Origin of the sequence: Frankia sp. CcI49, from assembly GCF_001983215.1 — a bacterium.
GTDB classification, from domain to species: domain Bacteria; phylum Actinomycetota; class Actinomycetes; order Frankiales; family Frankiaceae; genus Parafrankia; species Parafrankia irregularis.
This window is the reverse complement of sequence record NZ_MOWP01000037.1, coordinates 129,428-156,287: the sequence shown is the minus strand read 5'-3', so window position 1 is coordinate 156,287 and position 26,860 is coordinate 129,428. Positions and strand designations below refer to the sequence as shown.

General features: G+C 73.8%; 19 protein-coding genes. 10 read left to right on the top strand and 9 right to left on the bottom strand.

The annotated features are described in order from the left end of the window. Nucleotides 1–222: 222 nt before the first annotated feature. On the bottom strand, nucleotides 223–1,956 hold the full coding sequence (locus tag CcI49_RS32555) for a DEAD/DEAH box helicase (protein WP_347280161.1): 1,734 nt from the start codon (nucleotides 1,954–1,956) through the stop codon (nucleotides 223–225). An 840-nt stretch (nucleotides 1,957–2,796) separates the two neighbouring features. On the opposite strand from CcI49_RS32555, the gene CcI49_RS32550 reads away from it, so the two are divergent. Beyond that, nucleotides 2,797–3,420, top strand: a complete 624-nt coding sequence (locus CcI49_RS32550) for a ferritin-like fold-containing protein (RefSeq protein WP_347280162.1) — start codon at nucleotides 2,797–2,799, stop codon at nucleotides 3,418–3,420. 227 nt (nucleotides 3,421–3,647) lie between these two features. Here the strand turns inward: CcI49_RS32550 and CcI49_RS32545 are convergent, their stop codons facing one another. From CcI49_RS32545 to CcI49_RS32535, 3 genes are all read right to left on the bottom strand, one after another. Further along, on the bottom strand, nucleotides 3,648–3,875 hold the full coding sequence (locus CcI49_RS32545) for a DUF3107 domain-containing protein (RefSeq protein ID WP_006543213.1): 228 nt from the start codon (nucleotides 3,873–3,875) through the stop codon (nucleotides 3,648–3,650). Between the two features lie 237 nt (nucleotides 3,876–4,112). Next, nucleotides 4,113–4,814, bottom strand: coding sequence for a TetR/AcrR family transcriptional regulator (locus CcI49_RS32540; RefSeq protein WP_054565163.1), 702 nt, complete (start codon nucleotides 4,812–4,814; stop codon nucleotides 4,113–4,115). Between the two features lie 154 nt (nucleotides 4,815–4,968). After that, a complete protein-coding gene (locus tag CcI49_RS32535; RefSeq protein WP_054565162.1) occupies nucleotides 4,969–5,169 on the bottom strand; it encodes a hypothetical protein in 201 nt (66 codons plus the stop codon). Between the two features lie 262 nt (nucleotides 5,170–5,431). Between CcI49_RS32535 and CcI49_RS32530 the strand changes: the two genes are divergently transcribed. The 3 genes from CcI49_RS32530 to CcI49_RS32520 all read left to right on the top strand — a co-directional run bounded on the left by CcI49_RS32530 (nucleotide 5,432) and on the right by CcI49_RS32520 (nucleotide 8,543). Beyond that, entirely contained in the window at nucleotides 5,432–6,493 is a 1,062-nt protein-coding gene (locus CcI49_RS32530) for a Ku protein (RefSeq protein ID WP_076833098.1), read from the top strand. A gap of 369 nt (nucleotides 6,494–6,862) precedes the next feature. Then, a complete protein-coding gene (gene moeZ, locus CcI49_RS32525) occupies nucleotides 6,863–8,035 on the top strand; it encodes an adenylyltransferase/sulfurtransferase MoeZ (RefSeq protein ID WP_054565160.1) in 1,173 nt (390 codons plus the stop codon). A gap of 112 nt (nucleotides 8,036–8,147) precedes the next feature. After that, the gene (locus tag CcI49_RS32520; protein WP_054565159.1) at nucleotides 8,148–8,543 is read left to right on the top strand and encodes an MGMT family protein; all 396 of its coding nucleotides are present in this window, start codon (nucleotides 8,148–8,150) and stop codon (nucleotides 8,541–8,543) included. Here the strand turns inward: CcI49_RS32520 and CcI49_RS32515 are convergent. Continuing rightward, nucleotides 8,510–9,445: an SDR family NAD(P)-dependent oxidoreductase gene (locus CcI49_RS32515; protein ID WP_083473080.1), complete on the bottom strand. Its 936-nt coding sequence runs from the start codon at nucleotides 9,443–9,445 to the stop codon at nucleotides 8,510–8,512. The genes CcI49_RS32520 and CcI49_RS32515 overlap by 34 nt on opposite strands. Nucleotides 9,446–9,632: 187 nt before the next feature. On the opposite strand from CcI49_RS32515, the gene CcI49_RS32510 reads away from it, so the two are divergent. Then, the gene (locus tag CcI49_RS32510) at nucleotides 9,633–13,127 is read left to right on the top strand and encodes an ATP-dependent DNA helicase (RefSeq protein ID WP_076833056.1); all 3,495 of its coding nucleotides are present in this window, start codon (nucleotides 9,633–9,635) and stop codon (nucleotides 13,125–13,127) included. Next, entirely contained in the window at nucleotides 13,124–16,555 is a 3,432-nt protein-coding gene (locus CcI49_RS32505; protein ID WP_076833052.1) for an ATP-dependent DNA helicase, read from the top strand. Before CcI49_RS32510 ends, CcI49_RS32505 begins: the two co-directional genes overlap by 4 nt. Before the next feature lie 10 nt (nucleotides 16,556–16,565). Here CcI49_RS32505 and CcI49_RS32500 read toward each other — a convergent pair whose 3' ends face one another. Together CcI49_RS32500 and CcI49_RS32495 are read right to left on the bottom strand one after the other, a co-directional pair. Next, nucleotides 16,566–17,345 (bottom strand): endonuclease/exonuclease/phosphatase family protein, encoded by a 780-nt coding sequence (locus tag CcI49_RS32500; protein WP_054565476.1) that lies wholly within the window; start codon nucleotides 17,343–17,345, stop codon nucleotides 16,566–16,568. 57 nt (nucleotides 17,346–17,402) lie between these two features. Continuing rightward, nucleotides 17,403–18,650, bottom strand: coding sequence for a PucR family transcriptional regulator (locus tag CcI49_RS32495; protein ID WP_054565157.1), 1,248 nt, complete (start codon nucleotides 18,648–18,650; stop codon nucleotides 17,403–17,405). Nucleotides 18,651–18,811: 161 nt separating this feature from the next. Here CcI49_RS32495 and CcI49_RS32490 point away from each other — a divergent pair, with 161 nt between their 5' ends. The 3 genes from CcI49_RS32490 to CcI49_RS32480 all read left to right on the top strand — a co-directional run bounded on the left by CcI49_RS32490 (nucleotide 18,812) and on the right by CcI49_RS32480 (nucleotide 22,101). After that, entirely contained in the window at nucleotides 18,812–19,075 is a 264-nt protein-coding gene (locus tag CcI49_RS32490; RefSeq protein ID WP_054565156.1) for a hypothetical protein, read from the top strand. A 291-nt stretch (nucleotides 19,076–19,366) separates the two neighbouring features. Then, nucleotides 19,367–20,665 carry a pitrilysin family protein gene (locus CcI49_RS32485; protein WP_054565155.1) on the top strand — a complete coding sequence of 433 codons (1,299 nt, stop codon included), beginning with the start codon at nucleotides 19,367–19,369 and terminating at the stop codon, nucleotides 20,663–20,665. A 20-nt stretch (nucleotides 20,666–20,685) separates the two neighbouring features. Then, nucleotides 20,686–22,101, top strand: coding sequence for a pitrilysin family protein (locus tag CcI49_RS32480; protein ID WP_076833047.1), 1,416 nt, complete (start codon nucleotides 20,686–20,688; stop codon nucleotides 22,099–22,101). 24 nt (nucleotides 22,102–22,125) lie between these two features. Here CcI49_RS32480 and CcI49_RS43800 read toward each other — a convergent pair whose 3' ends face one another. Then, nucleotides 22,126–23,415, bottom strand: a complete 1,290-nt coding sequence (locus CcI49_RS43800) for an ANTAR domain-containing protein (protein WP_241840367.1) — start codon at nucleotides 23,413–23,415, stop codon at nucleotides 22,126–22,128. 311 nt (nucleotides 23,416–23,726) lie between these two features. Continuing rightward, the gene (locus CcI49_RS32470) at nucleotides 23,727–23,966 is read right to left on the bottom strand and encodes a mycoredoxin (protein ID WP_006544268.1); all 240 of its coding nucleotides are present in this window, start codon (nucleotides 23,964–23,966) and stop codon (nucleotides 23,727–23,729) included. Nucleotides 23,967–24,293: 327 nt separating this feature from the next. Between CcI49_RS32470 and CcI49_RS32465 the strand changes: the two genes are divergently transcribed. Continuing rightward, a complete protein-coding gene (locus CcI49_RS32465; RefSeq protein ID WP_054565152.1) occupies nucleotides 24,294–26,564 on the top strand; it encodes an ATP-dependent DNA helicase UvrD2 in 2,271 nt (756 codons plus the stop codon). Nucleotides 26,565–26,860 lie beyond the last annotated feature (296 nt).

Here is a 26,860-nt window from a genome sequence, read left to right as displayed (position 1 = left end):
CCCGTCTCGACCCTGACCCGTCTCGACCCTGGCCCGTCTCGACCCTGGCCCGTCTCGACCCTGACCCGTCTCGACCCTGGCCCGTCTCGACCCTGGCCCGTCTCGACCCTGACCCGTCTCGACCCTGGCCCGTCTCGACCTGCCTCAGACGCTCCGACAGACCGATTTCGACACCGATTTCGACAGACCGATTCGACCTTCCTGAGGCTGACGCGACCCGCCTCAGGCTGACTCGGCGCGGCGGGCGTGGGTTTCCGCGGCGGAGTCCTCGTCGCCGTCGCCGCCCGACTCGGCCCCGGCGTCGCGAACGCTGCCGGTGCCGCGGCCCCGGCCACCACGGCGTCGCCGACGCCGCCGCGCGGGCTCGTCGGTGGAGTCGGTGGCGGTCAGCTCGCCGGCACCGTCCTCGCTGTCGCCGCCCAGGACCCGGACCGCGGTGACGGTCGCCGCCCGACCGGCGAGCCCGGCACCGTTGGTGTCGACGTCGACGTCGCTCACGGGGGCCGGATCGGTGCCCTCGACGGCGTCGGCCTCGCCGGCGACGGTCAGCCCGGTGGCGGCCGCGGCCGCGCCCGCACCGCGGGTGCGCTGCCGCACCCGGGTACGCGCCGGGCGAACGGCCTTCTCCTCCTGGTCACGCTCACGGGTGCGCTGGCGGGTACCGCGCCGGCCGCCGCCGCCGAGATCCTCGACCTCCTCCGCGGCCAGCCCTGCCCGGGTGCGCGCGGAGTGCGGCAGCGAACCCTTCACGTCGGCCGGGATGGCCAGCAGCTCGAAAAGGTGCGGCGAGGTGGAGTAGGTCTCCAGCGGCTCCTGGAACGGCAGTGCGAGTGCCTTGTTGACCAACGTCCACCGGGGCAGGTCGTCCCAGTCCACGAAGGTGATCGCGACGCCGCTGCCGCCGGCGCGGCCGGTCCGGCCGATCCGGTGCAGGTAGACGTTCTCGTCCTCGGGGCACTGGTAGTTCACCACGTGGGTGACGCCACCGACGTCGATCCCGCGGGCCGCCACATCGGTGGCGACCAGCACGTCGACCTTGCCGCCGCGGAACGCGCGCAGGGCCTGCTCACGCTGGCCCTGGCCGAGGTCGCCGTGGACGGCCGCCGCGGCGAAGCCCCGGCGGGCCAGGTCGTCGGCGACCTTGTCCGCGGTGCGCCGGGTACGGACGAACACCATGGCCAGGCCCCGGTCCGTCGCCTGCAGGACCCGGGCGAGGACCTCCATCTTGTCCAGCGCGTGGGCGCGGAAGACGTGCTGCTGGGTGTTCGGTACGGTGCGGCCCTCGTCCGGCTGCTCGGCGCGGACGTGCACCGGCCGGCTCATGAACCGGCGGGCCAGCCCGATCACCGGCCCGGGCATCGTCGCGGAGAACAGCATCGTGTGCCGCTGCTCGGGGAGGAACGCGATGATGCGCTCGACGTCCGGCAGGAAGCCGAGGTCGAGCATCTCGTCGGCCTCGTCGAGGATGAGGGTGCGCACCTGGGAGAGGTCGAGCGCCTTCTGACGGGCGAGGTCGAGCAGCCGGCCCGGTGTGCCGACGACGATGTCCACGCCGGCGCGCAGGGCGCTGAGCTGGGGCTCGTAGGCGCGGCCGCCGTAGACCGACAGCACGCGCAGCCCGCGGCCGAGGCCGGCGCGGGCGATGTCCGCCGTGACCTGGACGCACAGCTCGCGGGTCGGGACGACGACGAGGGCCTGCGGGTGGCCGTCGGCGCCTTCGTCCTGGGCCTGCACGACCTGGACGACGGGGATGCCGAAGGCGAGGGTCTTGCCTGTTCCGGTCCGCGCCTGGCCGATGATGTCGGTGCGGGCGAGCGCCAGCGGGAGCGTGAGTTCCTGGATCGCGAACGGCCGGACGATGCCGACCTCCGCGAGCGCGGCGACGGTCTCGGGCCGGACGCCGATCTCGGCGAACAACGGGGCCTCGGGTCGCTCCTGCGCGGGGACGTCACCCACGGCGGCGGCTGCTGCGGCTTCGCTGGTGGGCTCTGTGCTGGTGGCGAGCTCTGTGCTGGCTGTGGGCTCGGTGTTACCGGTGGGCTCGGTGTTGCTGGTGGCTTCGATGTCGGACGATGGTGTGTTTGTGACGGACAGCGGGACGCTCCTGGTCTGCTCTGAGCGGTGTCCTACGCTGAACCCGCTCGCGATATGCCGCGCGGCGCCAGCGGCCCGATTCCCGGGGCGGCGTCAGTCGAACAGCGGCCTGATGGCTGGGTGGTGTGATGACCACCGGCTGAGCCAAGGATAACCCGGGTCCCGCCCTGCGTGGGTGTGATATTGCAATGTTCTCGTTCTGTCTGTTCGCTGATCTGTGCGTGGCGGCGCTGGCCGTCGTCGGAATTCGTGCCCACAGACGCCACGCGGCACCGGTTCCGCTGTCGCCACCCCCTGCTCGGCAACGTGCCCGACACCTCGCGGGACTTCTGTCGTCGGCCTGCCGACATCCCACCTTCATGCCAACGACACATCAGCTCATGACGATCGAAATGCGACATTACGGTCGGTTTGGCAGGTCAACCTGGCCGAGGGGACGTGAGGGCGGCCCACCGACCCACCGGCCCGCCGGGCCGCGGTCACGTGGCCGGGGCACATGCGGGCACGTGGGCGCATGTTGGCGCACGTGGTGCTCGCCCGTCACGCGGGACGTCCAGCCCGCACGTGCGCACCGGCGCGATCGCCGGGAAGTGCCAGAATCACGCCGTGGCCCAGACTTCGCAGACCCACCTCGGAACTCCTACCGCCGACTCGCCTGGGCCCGCCGGCGAGCCGGTCGCGCCGGGAGGCGCGGACCCTGCTCTGGTCGACCTGCTGGGCCTGCTCGCCTTCGGTGAGCTGACCGCGTTCGAGCGGATGGCGACGGACGCCCGCATGGCTCCGACGCTGGCCGACAAGATCGAGCTCGGTCGGATGGCGGCGGCCGAGTTCGCGCATTTCGAGGCCATCGGGAACGAGCTCCATCGGCTCGGGGTGGACCTCGAGCAGGCGATGGCACCGTTCGTGTCCGCGCTGACGGCGTTCCACAACCTCACCGCGCCGTCGGACTGGCTGGAGAGCCTCGTAAAGGCCTACGTCGGGGACAACATCGCCGCCGATTTCTACCGGGAGATCGCCGGTCGGCTCGAGCCCGAGCCACGGTCGCTGGTCCTGAGCGTGCTCGCCGACACCGGCCATGCGGCCTTCGCCGTCGAACGGGTACGTGCCGCCATCGCCAGCAACCCGGTGATGGCGGGCCGGCTCGCGCTGTGGGCCCGTCGCCTGGTCGGGGAGGCACTGACCCAGGCGCAGCGGGTCGCGGCCGACCGGGACGCGCTCACCGGCCTGCTCGCCGGTGTGGGAGATCTGGAGGAGATCGCCGAGATCTTCAACCGCATCATGGCAGCACACCGCCAGCGCATGGCCGCCCTCGGCCTCTCCGCCTGAAGCGCCGGCTTCCGGCGGAAGCGCGCCGGCTTCCGGCCGCTGCCGGGCAGGATCTGAGGATGTTGGTCGCCAGAACGACCAACATCCTCAACTCTTCGACCTTCGAACGCGCGGTGCGGGCTGGGCGGGGGCCCTGTCCTCGGGACCACCCGAACCTCTGACCACACGGTGCCGGTGCCGGCTGGTGCCCGCTTCTCCAGCGGGCCAGCCGGCACCCGTTCAGCTTGTCAGCTGGTGCCGAAACCGACCCGGCGGGCCTCGGACTCCGCGATCTCGACGTAGGCGAGCGCGTCCACCGGGACGACGACCCGGCGCCCCTTCTCGTCCACGAGGGTGAGAAGTCCGGTCTTGCCACCGACCGCCTCGCTGATCAGCGACGCGACCGCCTCTGGTGACTGGGTGCTCTCCAGTACCAGCTCGCGGGCGACGTGCTTGATCCCGATCTTGACCTCCACTCGATGACCTCCGCGTGGTCGAGTTTGGCTGGGGGCGTTCTCCGTGACGGCGAGCGCCGCCGACGGGACGATCAGCGCCCACACTATGGCCTACGGGCCGCCGGGCGGGCTTGGTGGCCCGCTGTTCGCTCCGGGCACACGCCGGCTCCGGGCACACGCCGAACGCGGCCGGTCGCCGCGGCGCGCAGGATCATCGTGTGGTCGGAGCGTCCCGTGTGGTCGGCGCATCCCGCGCGATCAGGCCGGCTCGGCCGCCTCGACCTCGACCGGCGTGGTCTCGACCGGGGTCTCGCCCGCCTCGCCGTAGGGCGTCTGGCGAGGGTAGCCGGCGATTCCCCGCCAGGCCAGCTCCACCAGCTGCTCCACGGCGCGTTCCTTGGGGATCGTGGCGCCGCGCTGCAGCCACCAGCGTGCGCCCGACTCGGCCTGGCCGACCAGCCCGACCGCCAGCAGATCGGCCTCGTCCTGGGTGAGGCCGGTGTCCACGACGATGGTCGCCGCGATCGCGCGCACGCACTGCGCGAAGCTGTCCTCCACCCGCTGCCGGACGGCGGGCTCGCTGCGCAGGTCCGACTCCAGGACGAGCTGGTGCGCACCGCTGGGGTCGTTGACGAAGTCGAAATAGGCCCGGACGGACCGCTCGACGCGCACGTGGTTGTCAGTCGTAGAGGCCAGCGCGGCGCGCACCGCCGAGACCAGCCGTTCCGTGTGCTCGTCGACCAGTGCCAGGTAAAGGTCGAGCTTGCCGGGAAAATGCTGGTAGAGGACGGGCTTGCTGACCCCGGCCCGCTCGGCGATCTCATCCATCGCCGCGGCGTGGTACCCGTGGGCGACGAACACCTCCCGGGCCGCGCCCAGGAGCTGGAACCGGCGCGCGCTTCGGGGAAGCCGGGGGGTGCGACCCGGACGCGACTGTGGCGCCGCAGGCTCGGCTGTCACCCGCGCACCTCCTGACTGATCACCGACGTTGGTCGACCACACCGTTCGCCGACTACACGGTGGCCGTCGGTGCCCAGCCACGTCGACATCTCGCCAACAGTACCCGCGTTGGCGCCCTCGGCCCTGGATGACCGGCTCGACCGGCTCGACCGGCCTAGCGGTATTCCTCCTCGTCGTCCTGGTCGACGACGAGGTTCTGCTCGACGGTGTCGAACTCGTCGGCCTCGGCGGGGCGGGTCACCCGGGGCCCGTCGGCCGTCGGAGTGTCCGCGCCATCCGCTGGGCGTAGCTCGCGGGACTGCTCGGCGGCATCGGCGTCCGGGACCTCCAGAAGCTGCTCGGTCGGTGAACTCATCAGGCGCTCCCCTCATCGCTTGCCGCTGCATCGCTTGCCGCTGCCGCCGGAGGTGGCTCGGCTCCGCCGGGTGGCTCGCTGCTCGCCGCCTGCCGGGGCCGCTCGTCACCTCCGGTGCGGCATTCCGGCCGCCTGGCACCGATACCCGCCATCGACGCACCCGACTCGGCGCTGGTTGGACTGGTCCGCACGCGACCCGGATCGACTTTCCGGTGGTCTTCCAGTGGCACACCATTGTGTTGACTCGAGTTGGGGAGTGAACATGCGTTCGATCTGGAAGGGTGCGATCTCCTTCGGTCTGGTGTCGATCCCGGTCCGGCTCTATTCGGCGACCCAGGAGCGGGATGTTTCGTTCCACCAGGTCAGACGCTCGGACGGGGTGCGAATCCGGTATCGCCGGGTGGCCGAGAGCGATGGCGAGGAGGTTCCCTACGCGGACATCGCCAAGGGCTACGAGCTGCCCGACGGTGAGACGGTGGTGCTCACCGACGAGGACTTCGCGAGCCTGCCGCTGACGACGTCCCGCTCGATCGATGTGCTGGAGTTCGTGCCTCTCGACCAGGTCGATCCGATCTACTTCGCGAAGAGCTACTACCTGGAGCCGGACCGCCCGGGTCTGAAGCCCTACGTGCTGCTGCGGGACGCGCTTGCCGGCTCCGGGCGGGTCGCGCTGGTGAAGGTCGCGCTGCGCCAGCGTGAGCAGCTCGCCACCCTGCGGGTCCGCGACGAGGTGTTCGTCCTGGAGACGATGCTCTGGCCGGACGAGGTGCGCGAACCGGACTTCGACTTCCTGGCCGAGGAGGTCGACGTCCGTTCGCAGGAGCTGGCCATGGCGGGCTCGTTGATCGAGACCCTGGCCGCGGATTTCGACCCGACGAAGTTCTCCGACGGCTACCGCGAGGCCCTGCAGGCCGTGATCGATGCCAAGATCGCCGGGCGGGAGGTCGTCGCCCCCGCCACCGGCGAGGCCGCGGGGGCACCCGCGGGTGACCTCATGGCGGCGTTGCGGGCGAGCATCGAGGCGGCCCGGGAGGGGCGCGGGGACGGCGCCGAATCCGGTGCGCTCGACGGGGCGGCGGCGCGGGCACGTGGGGCACAGAAGAGCCCGGGCGCGAAGGCGGGCACGAAGAGCCCGACCGGTGGGAAGGCCACAACGGGAACCGCGAAGACGGCGAAGGTCACGAAGGTGACGGAGGGAACCGGGAAGACCACGACGGGCGCCAAGACCACGACGGGCGCGAAGGCCACCGTGGGAACACGGCGGCGCACCCGCGACGCTGCCCAGGAGGACACCGACCGCGGGCCGACGCGCCGTTCCGCCTGACCGCCCCCGCTGGGTGTCCCGCGCCCTCGGCCGTCCGTTCGGCCGTCCGTTCGGCCGTCCCGTTCCGCCTGGTGTGTGCCTTGCCGCGGGCCGGTCCGCTGTCGCGCGAGCCACTTCCCGGTGATGTGCGACGTCGGGAACAGCGGAGCCGGGGGATGCGCTGCACCATGGTGGAGAATTCCGGGCGACCCGCCTGCGGGCGTGGTCGTGCGGGAGGGCACGCGAACCGTCGATCGCGGCTGCCGGCACCGGCGGCTGTGGCATCGTCGGGTGGGAACACTGGGCGTTTTCCATCGCCGACTCGGGCTCTCGGCTTCCCCGGCCCTGGGACGTGAGATGGAAAGGCCCACTGAGAAGGCGAGGAGCAACGTGTCACTACCGCCCCTGGTCTCCCCCGCCGAGGGGCTGACCGTCGACGAGGTCCGCAGGTACTCGCGGCATCTGATCATTCCGGACGTCGCGATGGACGGGCAGAAGCGGCTCAGGAACGCCCGGGTGCTCGCCGTGGGCGCGGGTGGCCTGGGCTCGCCGACACTGATGTACCTGGCTGCGGCCGGTGTCGGCACGTTGGGCATTGTGGAGTTCGACGTCGTGGACGAGTCGAACCTGCAGCGGCAGATCATCCATGGGCAGTCCGACGTCGGCCGGAGCAAGGCCGAGTCCGCGCGGGACGCCGTTCGTGAGATCAACCCGTACGTGAACGTCGTGATCCACGAGACCAGGCTGGACACCTCCAACGTCAAGGAGATCTTCAGCCAGTACGACCTGATCGTCGACGGCACGGACAACTTCGCGACCCGCTACCTGGTCAACGACGCCTGCGTGCTGCTCGGCAAGCCGTACGTCTGGGGTTCCATCTACCGGTTCGACGGCCAGGCGAGTGTCTTCTGGGCCGAGCACGGCCCCTGCTACCGCTGCCTCTACCCGGAGCCGCCGCCGCCCGGCATGGTGCCGTCGTGCGCGGAGGGCGGTGTGCTCGGCGTGCTGTGCGCGTCGATCGGGTCGATCCAGACCACGGAGGCCATCAAGCTGCTGACCGGGATCGGCGAGCCGCTCGTCGGCCGGCTGATGGTCTACGACGCCCTGGAGATGACCTACCGCTCCATCAAGGTCCGCAAGGACCCGGAGTGCCCGCTGTGCGGAAAGAACCCCTCCATCACGGAGCTCATCGACTACGAGGCGTTCTGCGGCGTCGTCTCGGAGGAGGCCCAGCAGGCCGCCTCCGGCTCGACGATCACCGCGGCCGAGCTCAAGGGCATCCTGGACGGCGGGGAGCCGATCGAGCTCGTCGACGTCCGGGAGCCCGCGGAGTGGGAGATCGTGCGGATCCCCGGCGCGCGGCTGATCCCCAAGGGTGACCTGCCGGCGCACCTGGCGGAGCTGCCGCAGGACCGGCGGGTCGTCGTCTACTGCAAGAGCGGGGTGCGCTCCGCCGAGGCACTGGCGACCCTCAAGGCCGCCGGTTTCTCGTCCGCGGTGCACGTCCAGGGCGGGGTGACCGCCTGGGCGACCCAGGTGGACAAGACGCTGCCCGTCTACTAGCGCAGCGGCGCCGGACGTCGTCGGGGTGCAGGCCCCGACGACGTCGGTCCCGGCGCGATGCCGTCGCCGCTCCTGAGCAGCTCGTGACACATTCGATCGGGAGGCCGGGCCGGTGCCCGAACACAGGCTTCTGGGCGGGCCCGGCCTGACCCCCTATGCCGTCGCGGTGCTCGACGTGGTCGCCAGCATCCCCGTCGGCAAGGTGATGACCTACGGCGACATCGCGGAGTACGTCGGCGCCGGCAGCGGGCGGACCGTCGGCGCGGTGCTCGCGCGCCACGGCGGCGAGGAGGACGTCCCGTGGCATCGGGTGATCAGGTCCTCCGGGGAGCCGAACCCGGCCGCGCCGGTGGAGGCCCTGCGCCGGCTGCGCGCGGACGGCACCCCGCTGCGGCCCGCCGGTGACCGCGTCGATCTGCGGTCGGCCCGCTGGGACGGATCCTCGGCGGGACCGGATCTCGGCAGGACCGGGTCTCAGCGGGCGGTGAACCCGCCGTCGGCGGAGTAGACGCTGCCGGTCACCAGTGAGGCCCGGTCCGAGAGCAGGAAGTTCACGACCTCGGCCACCTCGTCGGCGGTGCCCAGCCGGTTGGTCGGCTGGAAGAAACGCGCGCCGCGCTGCCCGCGGACCATCGCGGTGTCGATGAAGCCCGGAGCCACCGCGTTGACGCGGATGCCCCGGGTCGCGTTGTCCAGCGCGGCGGCCTTGGTCAGGCCGATCACGCCGTGCTTCGCGGCGACGTACGCGGGTGTGCCGGGCAGGCCGACGGTGCCCAGGACGGACGCCATGTTCACGATCGAGCCGCCGCCGCTGGCGAGCATCGCCGGGATCTCCGCCCGCATGCTGTAGAAGACTCCGGACAGGTTCACGGCGATCACCTTGTCCCAGTCGGCCAGCGGGACGTCCTCCAGCGGCGCCCGGTCGGTCACCACCCCGGCGTTGTTGACCGCCAGGTCCAGCCGCCCCTGCAGCTCGAACGCGGTCTGCACGGCTCCCGCCACCGCCTCGGGGTCGGTGACGTCGACGACGGTCACCAGCGTGTCGCCGCCGGCCGCCTCGATCTGCGCGGCGACCTCCTTCGCCGCGTCGCCGTCCCGGTCGGCGAGGACCACGTAGGCGCCGGCGGCGGAGAGCCGGCGCGCGCAGGCGGCGCCGATGCCGGATCCCGCGCCGGTGACGAATGCGACCCGGCCGGCCAGATCTCCGCGCTCCGTGCCCGGAGCAGGTCCGGTTCCCGGCCTGGGACCTGGTGCGGATTCCGGCTCGGGGTCGTCCACGGGCAGGGCGCCGGGCCCGGAACGGACGCCTTGATCAGGCTGGATCCTGGTATTGCTCATAACGACTGACGGTGCCACGGACTGTCCGTGTGCTGCACCCATACCGACACCTTTGGTGCAATTCGTGTTCATCTTGTGCTGCTCCAAGGGTCCTGCGTCGGTCCTACGAGACTCCGTGCGGCGCAGCGTCGATCGCCTACGCCAGGCGTTGACGATCTTGACGGGCTGTCGTGATGAGCTGTGCTGTGTGGTCCGTGTTCCGTCTACCGCCCGCCAGCCGCTGCGGCGACCGTTTCGCCTGGTGGCACCGCCCGCACCGATGGTGTCACCCATCGTGTTGGATGCTGCGCAGGCCGAGGTGGTCGGACACGCCGGAGGCCCACTTCTGGTCCTGGCCGGGCCGGGCACGGGAAAGACCACAACGCTCGTCGAGGCGGTGGCCCGGCGGGTTGAGGCGGGCGCTGATCCCGCGTCGCTGCTGGTCCTCACGTTCAGCCGGCGGGCGGCCCGTCACCTGCGCGAGCGGCTCGCCGTTCGGCTCGGGGCGGGGGCCGTCGGCCCGGCGGCGTGGACGTTCCACGCCTGGTGCCTGGCGCTGCTGAGGGTGTACGGGGCAGACACCGCGTCCGGGGGGCCGCGGCTGCTGTCCGGCCCGGAGCAGGACGCCCGCCTGCGCGACCTGCTCGAAGGGTCCCGTGAGCTCGGCCGTCCGGCCTGGCCCGATGCCCTGGCCGGGGCGCTGGGCACCCGCGGTTTCGCCGAGGAGGTCCGGATGCTGATGGCCCGGGCCAGGGAGATCGGCGTCGACCCGCCGGCACTGGCCCGGATCGCCCGGCGGGTCGGGCGCACCGACTGGAAGGCCGTCGCCGAGTTCTACGGCGACTATCTCGACGCCCTCGGCGCCGAGGGCGCGATCGACTACGCCGACCTCGTGCACAGCGCGGCCAACCTCACCGCGCAACAGCCGGTGCTCGCGAGCCTGCGCCAGCGCTACCAGGCGGTCTTCGTCGACGAGTACCAGGACACCGACCCGGCGCAGGAGCGGCTGCTCGCCGCGGTCGCCGGTGGCGGCGGGGACCTGGTGGTCTTCGGCGACCCCGACCAGGCGATCTACGCGTTCCGCGGGGCCCAGGTGCGGGGCCTGCTCGACTTCCCGGCCCGCTTCCCGAGCCGGGACGGATCACCGGCACCGGTCACCGCGCTGCGCCGGTGCCGCCGGATGGCCCCGGCCCCGCTCGCCGCGAGCCGGCGGGTGGCGGCCCGGCTCCCGTCGGCCGGTCTGCCCGTCCGGTATGTCCGCGCGCATCGGGATCTCGTCCCGGCGGACGGCGTGGCGGGGCCCGGCCAGGTCTCGGTCCGCACGTATCCGACGGCCGGTGCCGAGGCCGAGGCCATCGCCGACCTGCTGCGCCGCGAGCACCTGGAGAACGGGGTCGGCTGGGCCGACATGGCTGTCCTGGTCCGCTCGACGGCGGGCCTCGGCGTGCTGCGCCGGGTACTGACGGCGTCCGGGGTCCCGGTGAGTGTCGGCGGTGGCGAGCTGCCCGTGGCGCGGGAGCCGGCCGCCGAGCTGCTGCTGACGGCGCTGCGGTGCGCGGACGACCCATCCCGCCACCTCACCCCGGAGACGGCGCGCGCGCTGCTCACCTCACCGCTGGGCGGGGCCGACCCGGCCGGCCTGCGCGCGCTCGGCCGTGAGCTGCGGGCCCTCGACGCGGCCACGGCGGTCTCACCGGACCGGCCCGACGGCCCGGCCCAGGACGACGTACCGGCCGACGACGCGGCAGCCGACGACGCGGCAGCCGACGACGGATCAGGCGACGACGCACCGGCCCAGGAGGACGTCCCGTCGCCTGACGACGGGGATGAGCCCGTGGGTGCGGCCCGGATGCCGGGAACGCCCGCCTCGTCCGCCGAACTGTTGCGGGCCGCGGTCGCCGATCCGCAGCGGATGCTTCTGATGGTCCCGGACGAGCTGGCGGCGCCGGTCCACCGGCTCGGGCAGCTGCTGCGGACGGTGCGGGCGGAGCTGCGCCGCGGCGGCGCCCCCGAGGACGCGCTGTGGACGCTCTGGTCGGCGAGCGGCTGGGGACCCAGGCTGGAACGGGCCTCCGCCGCGGGCGGGGCCGCCGGCCGGTCGGCGGACCGTGACCTCGACGCGGTCGTCGCGCTCTTCGACGCGGTCGAACGCCTCGGCGAGCGCCGCGGGCCCGGGTTCGGCGTGGCATCGGTGGTCAGCGAGCTCACCCACCAGCAGATCGCCCCGGACACCGAGACCAGGGCCGGTCGCCCGGCCACCGTCCGGCTGCTCACCGCGCACCGCTCCAAAGGACTGGAATGGCAGGTCGTCGTCGTCTGCGGGGTGCAGGACGGCGTCTGGCCCGATCTGCGCCAGCGGCACAGCCTGCTCGGCGCCGAACAGTTGGACGCACCACACCGGGGCGGAGATGGGATCCGGCCGCCCCGCACCCGCGACGAGCTGCTCGCCGACGAGCGGCGGCTGTTCTACGTGGCGCTCACCCGGGCGCGGCGGCGTCTCGTGGTCACCGCGGTGGACGGCGCCGACGACGACGGGGAGCAGCCCAGCAGGTTCCTCGACGAGCTGGGCGTCCAGGTGGAGAAGGTGCGATCCCGCTCGGTGCGGCCGCTCACCCTGGTCGGGCTGGTCGCCGCGCTGCGGCGGTTGACCGTCGACCCGGACGCCTCGGCGGCGATGCGCTCGGCGGCCGCGGTCCGGCTCGCGGCGCTCGCGGCGGCCGGCGACGGTGCCGGCCGGGCGCTGGTGCCCGCGGCCCATCCGAACCGCTGGTGGGGCCTGGTGGACGTCACCAGCTCGTCGGTGCCGGTCGTCGCGCCGGACGGCCCGATCGCGCTGTCGGGCTCGTCGCTGTCCGGCCTGGCCACCTGCGGCCTGCGCTGGTTCCTCGAACACGAGGCGCAGGCCGCCGAGCCGGCGTCGGCGGCGCAGGGCTTCGGCAAGGTCGTGCACGCGCTCGCCGACGAGGTGTCGAGCGGGCGCACCCCCGCCCGGATGGACGCCCTCGACGCCCGGCTCGACCTCGTGTGGCGCCAGCTGGAGTTCGACTCGCGCTGGCGCTCCGAGCAGGAACGGTCGGCGGCGCGCGAGGCGCTGCGCCGGTTCCTGGACTGGCACGCCGCTCGGCGGCGTGAGGTTGTGGCCTCCGAGGTGCGCTTCGCGTGTGACATCGAGGTCGCCGGCCGGGTCGTCCGGCTGCGCGGCTTCATCGACCGGGTCGAGCTCGACGACGACGGCCGGGTGCACGTCGTCGACTTCAAGACCGGGCGCGCGGCGCCGAGCCGGCGCGATCTGCAGACCCATGCCCAGCTCGGCAGCTACCAGCTCGCCGTGCGCGAGGGCGCGCTGGACCGGGTCCTGGACGAGGCCGCGGCCGGTTCCCGCGCGGCGCCTGACCCGGGCTCCGTGCCTGACCCGGGCTCCGCACCTGACTCCGGTTCCGCACCTGACTTCGGTTCCGTGTCCGACCCGGATTCCGCGGCCGGCTCCCGCCCGCCGGCGGTTCCGGGCGGTGCCGAGCTGGTTCATCTGCGGCGTGACGCCGGTGGCGAGAGCCTCGGCCCCCGGCTGCCGGACGAGCAGCCGGCGCCACCCGAGGTGCAGGCCCAGGAGGCGCTGCCCACCGATGGGCGGGTGTGGATCGACGATCTGATGGAGGACGCGGTCCGGACAATCACCAGCGAGTCGTTCCGGCCGACACCGGGCGATGCGTGCACGATGTGTTCGTTTCGTCGATCCTGCCCGGCCCGGCCGGAGGGGGAACAGGTGATCGATTGACCAGCCTCGCCGGCTCCGGCCCGCAGCAGGCGCTGCCCGGCTTCGGCCCGGCGGCCGGCGCCGGTGGCGACGACGAGCCCCGTGGCCCCCGGCTGGAGCCCGAGGAACTCCGTGACCTGCTCGGTGTCCCGTACACCGACGAGCAGCTCGCCGCCGCGACCGCGCCGCTGGAGCCCGCGGTGGTGATCGCCGGTGCCGGTTCGGGCAAGACGTCCGTCATGGCCGCCCGGGTGGTGTGGCTGGTGGCCACCCGCCAGGTGGAGCCGGGGCGGGTGCTCGGCCTCACCTTCACCAACAAGGCGGCGGCGGAGCTGGCCGGGCGGGTCCGGCTGGCGCTGCGCCGGGCTGCCGACGCCGGCCGGGGCCCGGGCTCGGGCCAGAGCGAGGGCCAGCCGGGAGACGGCGATGGCGACCGACCCGGTTCCGGTGCCGGCGCCGCGGACGAGCCGACGATCAGCACGTACCACGCCTACGCCGGTCGGCTGGTCGGCGAGCACGCACTGCGGCTCGGCCTCGAACCGGACACGAGGATTCTCGTCGCCGCCGCGCGGTACCAGCTCGCGGCCCGGGTCGTGCGCACGCACGGCGGCCGAGTCGAGGCGCTCACCCGATCGATTTCCGCCCTGGTGGCGGACCTCGTCGCGCTGGACGGCGAGATGAGCGAGCATCTCGTCGCGGCGGACGACCTGATGGCGTTCGACGCCAGGCTGTTCGACCAGGCCCTCGCCGCGCTGGCGGACGCGGCCCGCCGTTCGGGCACGAAGACGCTGCGCAAGGAACTGCGCCGGATCGCGGCGACCGCGCGGGGCCGGCGCGAGCTCGCCGCGCTCGTCGCCGACTACCGGGTGGCCCGGCGGGCCCGCGACGTCCTCGACTTCGGTGACCAGGTCACCTTCGCCGCCCGGCTGGCCGGTCGGTACCCGGAGGTGGCGGTCGCCGAACGCGGCCGGGCCGGGGTGGTGCTGCTCGACGAGTACCAGGACACCTCCGTCGCGCAGCGGACGATGCTGGCCGGGCTGTTCGGCGCCGGGCATCCCGTCACCGCGGTCGGCGACCCCTGCCAGGCGATCTACGGCTGGCGGGGTGCCTCGGTCGCGAACCTCGACAACTTCCCCGAGCACTTCCCCCGCGCCGACGGCACGCCGGCCGCCCGGTACCGGCTGTCGGTGAACCAGCGCAGCGGCGGCCGGCTGCTTGCGCTGGCCAACGACGTGGCCGCGCCGCTGCGGGCCCGCCACCATGTCGTCGAGCTGCGGCCCCGGGCGGACGTCGTCGCCGCCGGGCGCACCCTGGTGGCGCTGCACGAGACCTGGGCGCAGGAGGTCGCGTGGGTCGCCGAACGGCTGGCGGAGCTGGTCGCCGCGGGGGAGCGGCCCGGCAGCATGGCGGTGCTGGTGCGGGCCCGGTCCGACGTCCGGGCCCTGCACACGGCGCTGACCACCGCCGGGCTGCCGGTCGAGGTGGTCGGCCTGGCCGGGCTGCTGGATCTTCCTGAGATCGCGGACGTCGTCACCGTCCTGGAGGTGCTGGAGTCCCCGATCGCGAACGCGGCGCTGGTGCGGCTGCTCACCGGCCCGCGGCTGCGCCTCGGTCCACGGGACCTGGCGGCGCTCGGCCGGCGGGCGCGGCAGCTGCTGTCCGCCGACGCCGCCAGGGACGGGGCCGCGGCTGCCGCGGCCGGCGGGGACGCCGGGGCCGGGCCGGCGGCCGCGGACCCGCTGGCCGAGGCGGTCGCCGGCATCGACCCCTGCGATGTCGTCGCGCTCGCGGACGCCCTCACCGATCCGGGGCCGGAGATCTCCGCGGCCGGCCGGGAGCGGGTGATCGAGCTCGGTGCGGAGCTGGCCGCGCTGCGCGTCCACGTCGGGGACGGGCTGCTCGACCTGCTGCACCGGGTGATCGCCACCATCGGGCTCGATGTGGAGATCTCCGCAAGCCCGAAGGCGGTCGCGGCCCGCCGGCGGGAGAACCTGGCGGCCTTCCTCGACGCCGCCGCCGACTTCGACGACCCGGACGGGCCGAACTCGCTCGCCTCCTTCCTCGCCTACCTGCGGGCGGCCAGGGAGCACGAGCGCGGCCTGGACATCACCGGTCCGAGCGGCGCGGACGCGGTCGCGCTGATGACCGTGCACCGGGCGAAGGGCCTCGAATGGGAGGTCGTGGCCGTTCCGGACCTGAGCCGGGGGGTCTTTCCCGACCTGACCGTGCGGGACCGGTGGACGACGTCGACCGGTGTGCTGCCCACACCGCTGCGCGGCGATGCGGCCGAGCTGCCCACCTATGCCGTCAGCGACTCGAAGGCGGAGCTCGCGACCTTCACCGACGACTGCCGGGCCTACCAGGAACGGGAGGAGCGGCGACTGGCCTACGTCGCGTTCACCCGGGCGAAGTCGGTGCTGCTGGGCAGCGGGCACTGGTGGGGGCCGACCCAACGCACCCGGCGTGGCCCCTCGGTGTTCCTCACCGAGCTGCGTGAGCACGCCGCCGCGGGCCACGGACAGGTGGCCGTCTGGGCGCCGGAACCGGCTCCGGGCCGTAACCCCGACCTGGCCGTGCCGGCGGAGTTCAGCTGGCCGATGCCCTACGAGCCGGTCGCCTACGCGCGGCGGCGGGAGGCCGCGGCGGCTGTCGAGCAGGCGTTCGCCCTGCTGGGTGCCGGGCAGGCGCCACCCGTCGACGAGCTGGCCGGGATGACCGCCCGGGAACGGGCGCTGCTCGCCGAGCTGGACCGTGAGGCGGCGCTGCTGCTGGCCGAGGAACGCTCGGCCCGGGCGCCCTTCCGGGACGTGGCGATGCCGACCAGCCTGACCGCGTCCGACATCGTGCGGCTGCGTGCCGATCCGGCCGAGTTCGCCCGTGAGCTGGCCCGTCCGCTGCCGCGGCGCCCGGTGCCGCAGGCCCGCCGAGGCACCCGGTTCCACACCTGGGTGGAGGAGCTGTTCGAGCAGCGGCCGCTGATCGACCTCGACGACGTGGTGGACGCGGCCGGTGCCGAGGCGATGGCCGGCCAGCGTCTGAGCGGCCCGGATCTGGCCGCGCTGCAGGACGCGTTCCTGGCGGGCCCGTACGGCTCCCGCCGCCCGTTCGCCCTGGAGGAGCCGTTCGAGGTGATGATCGGCGGGCGGGCGGTGCGCGGCCGCATCGACGCCGTCTACGACCTCGGCGGCGGCCGCTGGGAGGTCGTCGACTGGAAGACGGGCTCGGAGCCGGCCGATCCGGTCCAGCTCGCCGTCTACCGGGTCGCCTGGGCGAAGGTCCGCGGGGTGGCGGTGCCCGACGTCGACGCGGCCTACTTCTACGTCGCCTCCGGGCAGGTGGTCCGTCCGCCGCTGCTGTCCGAGGACGAGATCGTCGCGATCCTGGCGAATCCCGCTGCCACCGAGCCCGCTGCCGCCGTGGCAGGCAGACTCAGGCAGCCCGGTAAGTAGCGGCCCGCGGTCAGCGGCGGATGTCGACCAGCAGGGCGAGGTGGTCGGAGACCGCGGTGCGGCGCGCCTCGCTGGCGGCGACGGTACCGACCGGGCCGCGGGCCAGGATGTGGTCGAGCTGCACCCGGGGCGCGTGCGCCGGGTAGGTGCGGTGGGCGGCGAGGCGGCGCCAGCCGGTGAACCAGGTCGGCAGCCGGCCCGGCAGGTTCAGGTCACCGAGCATCAGGACGGGTCCGTCGACCTCGCGCAGCCGCCCGACCAGCCTGCGCAGCTGCCAGGCGTTCCAGCCCGGCGCGAAGGAGAGATGGGTGGTCACCACGGTGAGCGGTCCGCTCGCGGTCTCGACGACGGCGGCCAGCGCCACCCGTGGCTCGTCGTCGAGCAGGATCATCCGCACCCGCCGGGACGTCCCCGGAACCAGGACCGGGGAGCGGACCGGCGACCGGCCCAGCGGAACCACCCACCAGCGGCGCACCGGCAGGCGGCTGACCAGCGCGATGCCGTAGGCGGGCTCGTTCTCGGCACGCCGGCCGTCCGCGGGGCGCCAGCGGTGCCCGGGGGTTCCGTAGACGGTGGGGGCGAACCGCCAGCCGCCGTCGGAGGCCCCCAGCGCCGTCGCCGCGGTGGCGGCCTGGTCACCGCCGCCGGACCGTGGCTGTGCGAGGTCCATCTCCTGCAGGCCCAGCACGTCGCAGTCCAGGTCCGCGACCGCGGTGGTGAAGCGCTCCGCCTCCACCCGGCCGTCCGCGAGGGACAGCCCGTGCATCGCGTTGAAGGACCCGACCCGCACAACACCGACCGTAGCGCGCTCGCCGGTGTCAGCCGCCCCGAACCGGCGGGACACCCGTCAGGGACCGGGACTGATCCCCGGGCCGGGCCCGGTGCCGGGGGTGTTCTCGGAGCCGGGTGGCTCCGCGGGGCCGCCCGGCCGCAGCCCGATGGTCGCCCGCAGGAGCAGCTCCAGCTCGAACCGTGCCTCGGGGTCGTCCAGGGTGGTACCGAACAGCTCCCGCAGCTGTCCCACCCGGTAGCGGACGGTCTGCGGGTGAATATGCAGCCGTTCGGCCACCAGCCGGCGCTGGCCGTGCAGGGCCAGCCAGCACAGGAGGGTCTCCGCGAGGCGGGAGCGGGTGCGTTCGGGGAGCGCGGCGAGTGGCCCGAGTCGGCGCCGGGCCAGATCATCGAGCAGGCCCGGGTCGCGGGCCAGCACCAGGTCGGCGAGGTGGTCGTCGGTGAACAGCGGCTCCGGCCCGGCCGCGGCGGGCAGCCGCCCGGCGAGCAGTGCCGCCCGGGCGAAGCTGGCCCGCTCCACGCTGGTCGTGATCTGCTGCCAGGCGACGCACGGTCCGACCACCGCCCCGGCCCCGGCGAGCCGCTCGGCCAGCCACAGCCGCCGGGACGGTTCCTGGGCGTCTCCCAGGAACAGCCAGAAGTCGGACCCGTGGCTGGTCCGCGGGCAGCCGGTGGACAGTCGTGAGGGCAGCTGCTCGTCGGGCCCCTCGGGAACCAGAACGGCCGCCATCCGCTCGGGCAGCCGGACCGCGCCGGTGCTGGCGGCGTGCTCGATGGTCGCCGCGTCCGTGCCGGAGAGCAGCATCTCGCCCAGCCGGTCCCACAGGCGCTCGCGCTCGCCGGCGACCTCGAACTGGGCGAGCGCGTAGCCGTCCGCGGACGCGGCCGAGATCCCGTCGATGTAGGCGAACATCATCTCGGCGAGCGCCACGAGGCCGCCGGCGTCGAGGCCGGCGTGGCGGGCGGCCTCCCCGAGCCGGCGCCAGGAGATCCGGGCACCGACCCGATAGGCGCTGAGCAGGTTGTCCAGGGAACGCCCGGCGCGCACCTCGCCGCGCCCCAGCCGGACGTAGACGTCCCGGCTGGTGGCCAGGTCACCGGCGGCGCCCGGCCCGGCCTCGACGAGCGCGAGGAACCGGGCGAGGGCCTCCTCGACGCCGCGGCGCACGCCCCGCCCGAACGAGCCTTCCAGCGGACGGGCGTAGGCGGGGACCTCGGCTGCGATCGCCGCGATGATCTCCTCGCCCAGCTGTTCCAGCCCATGGGCGAGGGATTCACTCAGCCCGGGCGGAAACTTTCCCACTCGGACAGTCTCGCCTGCGTCCCGCGGCCCCGGCTGGCCGGCCCGCCGGGAAGCCCGCCTGCCGGGACGTCCGGCCTGTGGGGAGGGTCGGTCGGCACGGGGGTGGTGTAAGGGGCGGCGGCGGGGTGTGGCGGGCGCGTCGCGGGAGCGAGAATGACGTCGTGGAGACACCGACCGGCATCATCAGTGCACTGATCACTGGCTGTGTGATCGGCCTGCTCGGCCGGCTCGTGGTCCCGGCGCGCCGCCGGGCGCCGATCGGCTGCCTGATGACGGTGCTCATCGGCCTGCTCGGCGCCGCGCTGGGCCTGGTGGTCGCCTCCGGTGTCGACGCGGGCTGGCTGCTCACACTGGTGCTGCAGGTGGCCATCGCCGCGCTGCTCGTCTTCCTGGTCTCGGCGGCAGGGGCCCGGCACCCGCGCTGACGGCGCGGCCGGGTGGGCAGCCGGGTGAGCGGCCGTGCCACGGAGCAGCGACGTCACAGCACGGCGACGTCACAGCACGGCGATGGCACAGCCTGGCGATGTCACGGCGTGGCCATGYCACGGCGTGGTCGTCCCGTACCTGCCGCGAATCGTCCTTTCGTAGTCTTCTCGTCTCCGCCCGGGGACGGTGCGGTGAGGTGATGCTGCCGAACGTGGCCGCCTAACCGGCGCGGGCAGTAGCGTGGCGATGTGTCCTCGCCTTCGACCGCCGGTCCGCCCCCGCCCAGCGCGGTGAGGGCCGCCCTGCCGTCCCCCTCCTACCCGTTGCGGCGGGTGACGCTCGCCAACGGGCTGCGGGTCCTGCTCGCCCCGGACCGCACCGCCCCCGTGGTGGCCGTCGCGGTCCACTACGACGTCGGCTTCCGCTCGGAGCCGGAGGGCCGCACCGGGTTCGCCCACCTGTTCGAGCACCTGATGTTCCAGGGCAGCGAGCACGTGGGCAAGGCTGAGCATCCCAAGTACGTGCAGGCCGCCGGGGGCATCTTCAACGGCTCGACGCACCCCGACCACACGGACTACTTCGAGCTGCTGCCCTCGGGCGCGCTGGAGCGGGCGCTGTTCCTCGAGGCGGACCGGATGCGCGCGCCGAGGATCACCCGGGAGAACCTGGACAACCAGATCGCCGTGGTCCAGGAGGAGATCCGGGTCAACGTGCTGAACCGGCCCTACGGCGGGTTCCCCTGGATCACGCTTCCCCCGGTCGCGTTCGACACCTTCCCCAACGCCCACAACGGGTACGGCGACTTCTCGGAGCTGGAGGCCGCGAGCCTCGACGACGCCGCGGACTTCTGGGAGAAGTTCTACGCGCCGGGCAACGCGATCCTGACCATCGTCGGCGAGTTCGACCCCGACCGGGCCCTGGAGCTCGTCGAGCGGTACTTCGGGGTGATCCCGGCCCGGGCGGTGCCGCCGCGGCGCAGCTTCGCCGAGCCCGTGCGGGCCGAGGAGCGCCGCGAGGTGCTCACCGACCGGCTGGCGCCTCGGCCGGCGCTCGCGGTCGGCTACCGGGTGCCCGATCCCGACCAGGACCTGCCGGCGTTCCTCGCGACCCACCTGCTGACCGACGTGCTCACGACGGGCGACGCGAGCCGGCTGGAACGGCGGCTCGTCCAGAAGGACCGTTCGGTGACGGCGATCAGCACCTACGTCGGCACCTTCGGGGACCCGTTCGACCAGCGGGACCCGCTGCTGCTCACGCTGGAGGCCCGCCACGCCGGCGACTCCAGCGCCGACGGGGTGCTCGCCGCCGTCGACGAGGAGCTCGACCGCATCGCCGAGAACGGGCTTGAGCCCGGCGAGCTCGAGCGGGTGCGGGCCCAGGTCGCCGCCGGCATCCTGCGGGAGTCCGACGACGCGCTCGGTCGCGCCCTGAAGATCGCCACCTTCGAGCTGCACCGCGGTCGTCCCGAACTGCTCAACGAGCTGCCCGGGCTGCTCGCGGAGGTCACCGGCGAGGCTGTCGCGGCCGCCGCCGGCGCGCTGCGGGCGCAGGGCCGCGCGGTGCTGGAGCTGCGGGCAGGCGCCGCGTGAGCGCGGCACAAGGAGGCACGGTGACAACGACCGCCCAGACCGGGACGGACGACCAGCCCCAGACCGGCGAGGCCGTGACCGGCGAGAGCGCCGCCGGATCCGCTGCCGGCTCGGTGATCCCCGCGGTCGCGCCCACCGTGCAGAACGAGCTGCCGGCCGTCGTCGGGCGCACCCTGGCCAACGGCCTGCGGGTCGACGTGGTCGCCCGGGCGAGCGTCCCGCTGGTGGAGCTGCGGCTGCGGATTCCGTTCGCCGGCGCGGGCGCGGCCTACCAGGCCGAGGCCGAGCTGCTGGCGGAGACCATCCTCACCGGTTCGGGCCGGTACGACCGGGTCGGGCTGGCGACGGCGGTGCAGGCCCTGGGCGGCTCGCTGCGGGCCGGTGTCGACGCCGACCGGCTGGCCATCGTCAGCTCCGCGCTCGCCACCAGCCTGGAGCCGCTGCTCGCGCTGATCGCCGACGTCCTGACCTCGGCGAGCTACCCGGAGGACGAGTTCGACGGCGAGCGTGAGCGGGTCGTCGAGGAGACGACGACCGCGTTCAGCCAGCCGTCGGTGATCGCTCGCGAGGCGCTGCTGCGCCGGATGTTCGGCGACCACGTCTACGGCAGCGCCATCAACCCGCCGGCGCTGCTCGCCGAGGTCGGTGTCGAGCGCGTGCGGTCCCTGCACGCCACCGGGGTCTGCCCCGGCGGCGCGATCCTCACCATCGTGGGGGACGTCGATCCCCAGCAGGCGCTGGACGCCGTCGAGGCGACCCTCGGAGCGTGGCAGGGCACCGCCGCCGCGGGGCACCCGCCCGCGCCGGTGCCGACGCCGGGCCGAATCGTGATCGTCGACCGGCCGGGTGCGGTGCAGACGAACATCCGGCTCGGCGGGCGGGCGCTGAACCGCGCCGCGCAGGCGCATCCGGCGCTGCGGCTCGCCAGCACGATCTTCGGTGGCTACTTCAGCTCGCGGCTCGTCTCCAACATCCGTGAGGACAAGGGGTACACCTACTCGCCGCGCAGCTCGGTCGAGCACTACCAGGCGGGCTCCCGGTTCACCGTCGGCGCGGAGGTCTCCACCGACGTGACCGGGCCGGCGCTGCTGGAGATCTACTACGAGCTCGGCCGGATGGCGCTGCTGCCACCCACCGCGGAGGAGCTGGACGCCGCCCGTCAGTACCTCATCGGCACGCTCGCGCTGTCGGGCGCCACCGCGGCCGGGCTCGCCGGGACGCTGTCCGGGCTGTCGGGTGCGGGCGTCGGCGTGGAGTACCTGCGGGACCATCCACAGGCGCTGACCGAGGTCACCGCGGAGGCGGTCCAGGCCGTCTCGGCGGAGCTGCTGGCGCCGACCGGGCTGGTGACCGTTCTCGTGGGCGACGCGTCGAAGATCACCGAAGCGGTGCGGGTGCTCGGCGACGTCGAGCTTGGCGTCGTCGAGTCCGCCTGACCCGCGGGGGCAGGGCCGGTGAGGTCAGCGGCGGCTGGGCGCGGCGCGGGGCGGGCTGGGGCGGGGCGGACCGCCACCGGAACCGCTCGGGCTGCCAGGGCCGGGTCCGGCACCGGAGCCAGGGGCGGGACCGGCTCCGGGGCTGCCCGGGCTGCCGGGCGTCGGCCCGGGACCGGGACCAGACCCGGTGGCACCGCCGCGGCCGAGCTCGCCCGGCAGGGTGATCCGCGGGTCGCCCACCGACTCGACCACCTGCCGGGCCAGGTCGTGCACCCGTCTGCCCATGCCTCGGGCGGTGCGTCGCAGCCGCTCGAAGGCATCCCTGGGCTTGATGTGGTTGCGCTCGGCCAGCACCCCGATCGCCTGCTCGACGATGACCCGGGAGGCCAGCGCGTGCTCGAGCTGGATCACTGACAGGCGCAGCTGCTCGGTCTCGCTGAGATCGCGGTCGGCCCGTCGGGGCCGGCCCGGCGGGCTGAGATCCTCGGCGAGCAGGTCGGCCAGGACCATCGCGGAGACGAGATCGCCTACTGGCCGGACCTCGGGTCCCGGGCCTTCCACGATCCAGCCGGCCGATGCCCGCCGCAGCCGCATGTCCGAGGCGCCGGATCCAGTCCTGCTGCCCGGGCCGGCCGTTCCGCCCGGGCCGCGAGCCACGCCCGGGCGTGGCGGCCCCGACTTCGGCGGCGCGGGTCGCGGGGCGCCCGGCCGGGCGGCGGGGCCGGGGCGCGGGGCGCGGGCGAGAACCTCGGGGGTCACCCGGGGCCCGTTGCCCGCCGCTGATTCCGGCGACGGCTCAGGGTGCCCGGGATGTGGTCCGTCCCGGCCCGTACCGGGGCCTGGCTGGGCGCCCTGCCCGGGCCCGGCCTCGCCGGGTGCCGTCGGCGGCTGGCCGCCTCCGGGAACATCGCCGGTTCCTCGTGTGTCGCCCGTTCCGGACGCTTCGCCGTTTCCGGGCGCGGTGACAGCCGCAGGCACGGCGCTTGTGCCGGGCTGGGCACTCACGCTGGGCTGGGCACCCTCGGAGCCGTTACTGGCAGCAACCTCGAAGCGGGCCTCGCGGGTCAGTTGGTCCCGTAGCGCGTCTGACGCTCCCAGACTGTCCGCGATTGCCCGCAGTACTCCGAGTGATTCCGGCGAGATGGCGATCGATGACCGGTCGAGGCCGGTGATGATGCCGAGCACCGCGCCGTCCGGCCCGACGAGAGGCATCGAGACGTGGCTGTGGACGCCGAACCGCTCCACCTCGACGGTGTCGGCCAGGGCCGGGTCCTGGTCGGCCCGGGACCCCGCGGCGGCGGCCCCATCCAGCATTCGGGCAGGTAGACACCGGGCACGCGGAACTCTCAGCCCGGCAACCAGCTCGGGGATCGGCCCACTCACCCGTAGGTAGACGGCCTGGGTCCCCGACACCGCGATGAGGCACGCCTGCTCCATCTGGTGGAGTGCGTGCGTGGCTCTCAGCGCGGCGTCGACCGTGCTCCACGGGAGTCCTGAAGGTGCTGACGACACAGGCCGAACTCTCCCACAAAGTTCACGGGCAGTGACGGACACCGTCCCAAGAGCCGGCCGTGTGCGCGTCGGGAAGGCGTGAACTCCCGCAGTGTTGTCGCCCTGCGTATCCGTTATGCGGCAGAAGCGACTTTCTCGGTGACCTGGCGGAGGGACGGGTTGGTCATCACCGTCCCATCGGTGAAGACCACGGTCGGCACGGTCGCGTTGCCGTTGTTCGCATTGCGGACGAGTTGCTCGGCTGTCGGGTCCTGCTCGATGTCGATCGTCACGTACTCCACACCCGCGCGGTCGAGCTGGCCCTTCAGTCGAACGCAGTAGCCACACCAGGGAGTGGTGTACATCGTGATCACAGCGAGGCCTCCGTCGCATCCGTCCGGTAAAGGTTTTGTCGTCCGATCGCCGACCAACCGCATAACCCGGTCGTGGCGGCATTGCTTCCCGGTCCGGCGTGTCGGGCCGAGCCGCGACTACCGTGTCGGTTGATGTCAGGATCAGCCACTCGCCCGAACCGTCGCGGGGCGTCAGCGCCCACGCGCCCCCCGACGCCTGCGCGCAGGCCCGGAGGGAAGAAGGCCACCGAGGCGGAGCCGAGCGCGGGCCCGGAGCCGAGCGCGGGCCCGGAGCCGGGTGCCGGCGCGGAACCGGGTGCCGGCGCTGGTGCGGAGCCGAACCCGGGTGTGGAGCCGGGCGCGGGTCTCGACCCTGAACAGCTCGCCGCCGTGCTCGCGCCGATCGGCCCGGTCTGCATTCTCGCGGGCGCCGGCACGGGCAAGACCCGGACCATCACACACCGGATCGCGCACCTGGTGACGCAGCGGGAGGTCGGCGCGGGGCAGATCCTCGCGGTGACCTTCACGAACCGGGCCGCGGCCGAGCTGCGTGGGCGGCTGCGGCTGATGGGAGCCGACGGCGTCCAGGCCCGCACCTTCCACGCGGCCGCGCTGCGGCACCTGAGCTACTTCTGGCCGAAGGTCGCCGGGGTGGCACTGCCGAGGCTGGAGAAGAGCCGCGTTCCGCTGCTCGTCCGCGCGGCGAACCGGGCCCGGCTGCGCCCGGACCGCGCCGAGCTGCGCGATCTGGCCGCCGAGGTCGAATGGGCGAAGTCGATGATGATCGCGCCCGCCGACTACGTCCACGCCGCCGCCGAGCACGGGCGGGAGGGCTCGTACGCGCCCGACGTCGTGGCCCGCCTCTACGAGGCCTACGAGGACGTCAAAGGCGAGGCCGGTGTCCTCGACTTCGACGACCTCCTGCTGCTGACCGCGGCCGTGATCGAGGAGCACAGCTGGGTCGCGGCCGAGCTGCGCTCCCGCTACCGCCACTTCGTCGTGGACGAGTACCAGGACGTCAACCCGCTCCAGCAGCGGGTTCTCGATGCCTGGCTGGGCGATCGCGACAGCCTGTGCGTCGTCGGCGACGAGCACCAGACCATCTACTCGTTCACCGGGGCCAGCGCGCGCCACCTGCTGGATTTCCCGCGGCGTTTCCCGACCGCCACGGTCGTGCGGCTGGTCCGGGACTACCGCTCCACCCCGCAGGTGGTGGCGCTGGCGAACGGCCTGCTGGACGGTGCTCCTCCGGCAGCCGCGTCAGCCGGGTCGGCGGCGTCAGCCGGGTCGGCGGCGTCGACCGGGTTGGCCGGATCGGCTGCGGCGCCGGCCGGGCCCCGGGGGCGGCTCGTCGCCATGCGCCCGGCGGGCCCGGCGCCCACCTGGCTGGAGGCCGACAGCGAGCCCGAGGAGGCGACGGGCGTCGCCAGGCGTATCCGCGGGCTGCTGGCCACGGGTGTGGCGGCCAGCGACATCGCGGTGCTCTATCGGATCAACGCGCAGTCCGAGGCGTACGAGACGGCGCTGGCGCGGGCCGACATCCCCTACCTGCTGCGCGGCGGTGAGAAGTTCTTCGAGCGGCCCGAGGTCACCGCGGCCGTGCGGATGCTGCGCGCGGCGGTCCGTTCGGCGGAGCCGGACCGCCCCGGCGGGCTCGGTGACGCGGTCGCCGACGGGCTGGGGGCGTTGGGCTGGCAGCCGGGCGCCGCTCCCGCGGGGCGTGGCGCGGACCGCGAGCGGTGGGAGAACCTGGCGGCACTGCACCGGCTCGCCGTCGACCTTGAGGCCGCCCGCCCCGACGCCGATCTGGAGGCGTTCGTCGCGGACCTGGCCGAACGCGCCGCACACCAGCACACCCCGACGGTGCAGGGCGTCACGCTCGCCTCCCTGCACGCCGCCAAGGGGCTCGAATGGGACGCGGTGTTCCTCGTCGGCCTGGTCGAGGGAACGCTGCCCATCGTGCACGCGCAGTCCGACGAGCAGATCGCGGAGGAACGCCGGCTGCTCTACGTGGGCATCACCCGGGCGCGGGTCCACCTGGCCCTGTCGTGGTCGCTGGCGCGGGCCGAGGGGGCCCGCCGCTCCCGGCGGCCGTCACGGTTCCTGGACGACCTGCGCCGGGCGGCGGCCACCGCGGGCGGCACCCGGGGCTCCTCCCGGACGGCGGCGACCCGCGCGTCCGGTGATGCGGCCGGATCCGGCTCCGGCCGCGGGGCCGGACACGGATCCGCGGCCGCGGGGGAGCGGCGGGGCGGGGAGTCCGTTGGCGGCGGCACCGGGCGCCCGCGCGGTCGGCAGAGTGTGCAGTGCCATGTCTGCGGGCGGTCGCTGGCCGGTGCGCGGGCCCGGATCGGACGCTGCGAGACGTGTCCGGGGCAGGTGGACGCGGAGCTGTTCGAGCGGTTGTGCGCGTGGCGGGCGCGGCGGGCGAAGGAGCAGGGAGCGCCTGCCTTCGTCGTGCTGACCGACGCGACACTGCGGCTGATCGCCCAGCGTCGCCCCGCGACCGCCGCGGATCTCGTGGCGCTGCCCGGCATCGGGCAGAGCAAGCTCGACCGGTACGGCGAGGACGTCCTCGCGCTGGTCGCCGACACCGCGTCACGCGAATCGCGGCACTGAGTGCTGATACCGGTGCCAACGGTGACACGCCGGGGTGGCTTCGATCCTTGCTGTGGCAGAACGAGTCTGTGAGATCACTCCAAAAATAGGTTGTCAGCGCCGGTGACTGCTCCTACCGTTGTCCGTGAACACCGGAGCGCGATCAGTGCGCTGCGGGTAGGAGCCGGTCCGGTCGGGTTCGGCGGAGTCGCGAAGGAGGTCACGATGAGAATGATCATCATGGCTTCCGTGCGCACGCGTATGCGACCGCCCATCGCCGGCGTCCTCTATACGCCTGCTGCCCGGCTTGCTGACAC

Excerpts from the sequence above, each read along its gene's own strand:
- CcI49_RS43800 (WP_241840367.1), bottom strand. The coding sequence starts at position 23,415 with ATGCTGGATGGGGCCGCCGCCGCGGGGTCCCGGGCCGACCAGGACCCG.
- CcI49_RS32515 (WP_083473080.1), bottom strand. The coding sequence starts at position 9,445 with ATGAACACGAATTGCACCAAAGGTGTCGGTATGGGTGCAGCACACGGA.
- CcI49_RS32535 (WP_054565162.1), bottom strand. The coding sequence starts at position 5,169 with ATGAGTTCACCGACCGAGCAGCTTCTGGAGGTCCCGGACGCCGATGCC.
- CcI49_RS32510 (WP_076833056.1), top strand. The coding sequence starts at position 9,633 with ATGGTGTCACCCATCGTGTTGGATGCTGCGCAGGCCGAGGTGGTCGGA.
- CcI49_RS32530 (WP_076833098.1), top strand. The coding sequence starts at position 5,432 with ATGCGTTCGATCTGGAAGGGTGCGATCTCCTTCGGTCTGGTGTCGATC.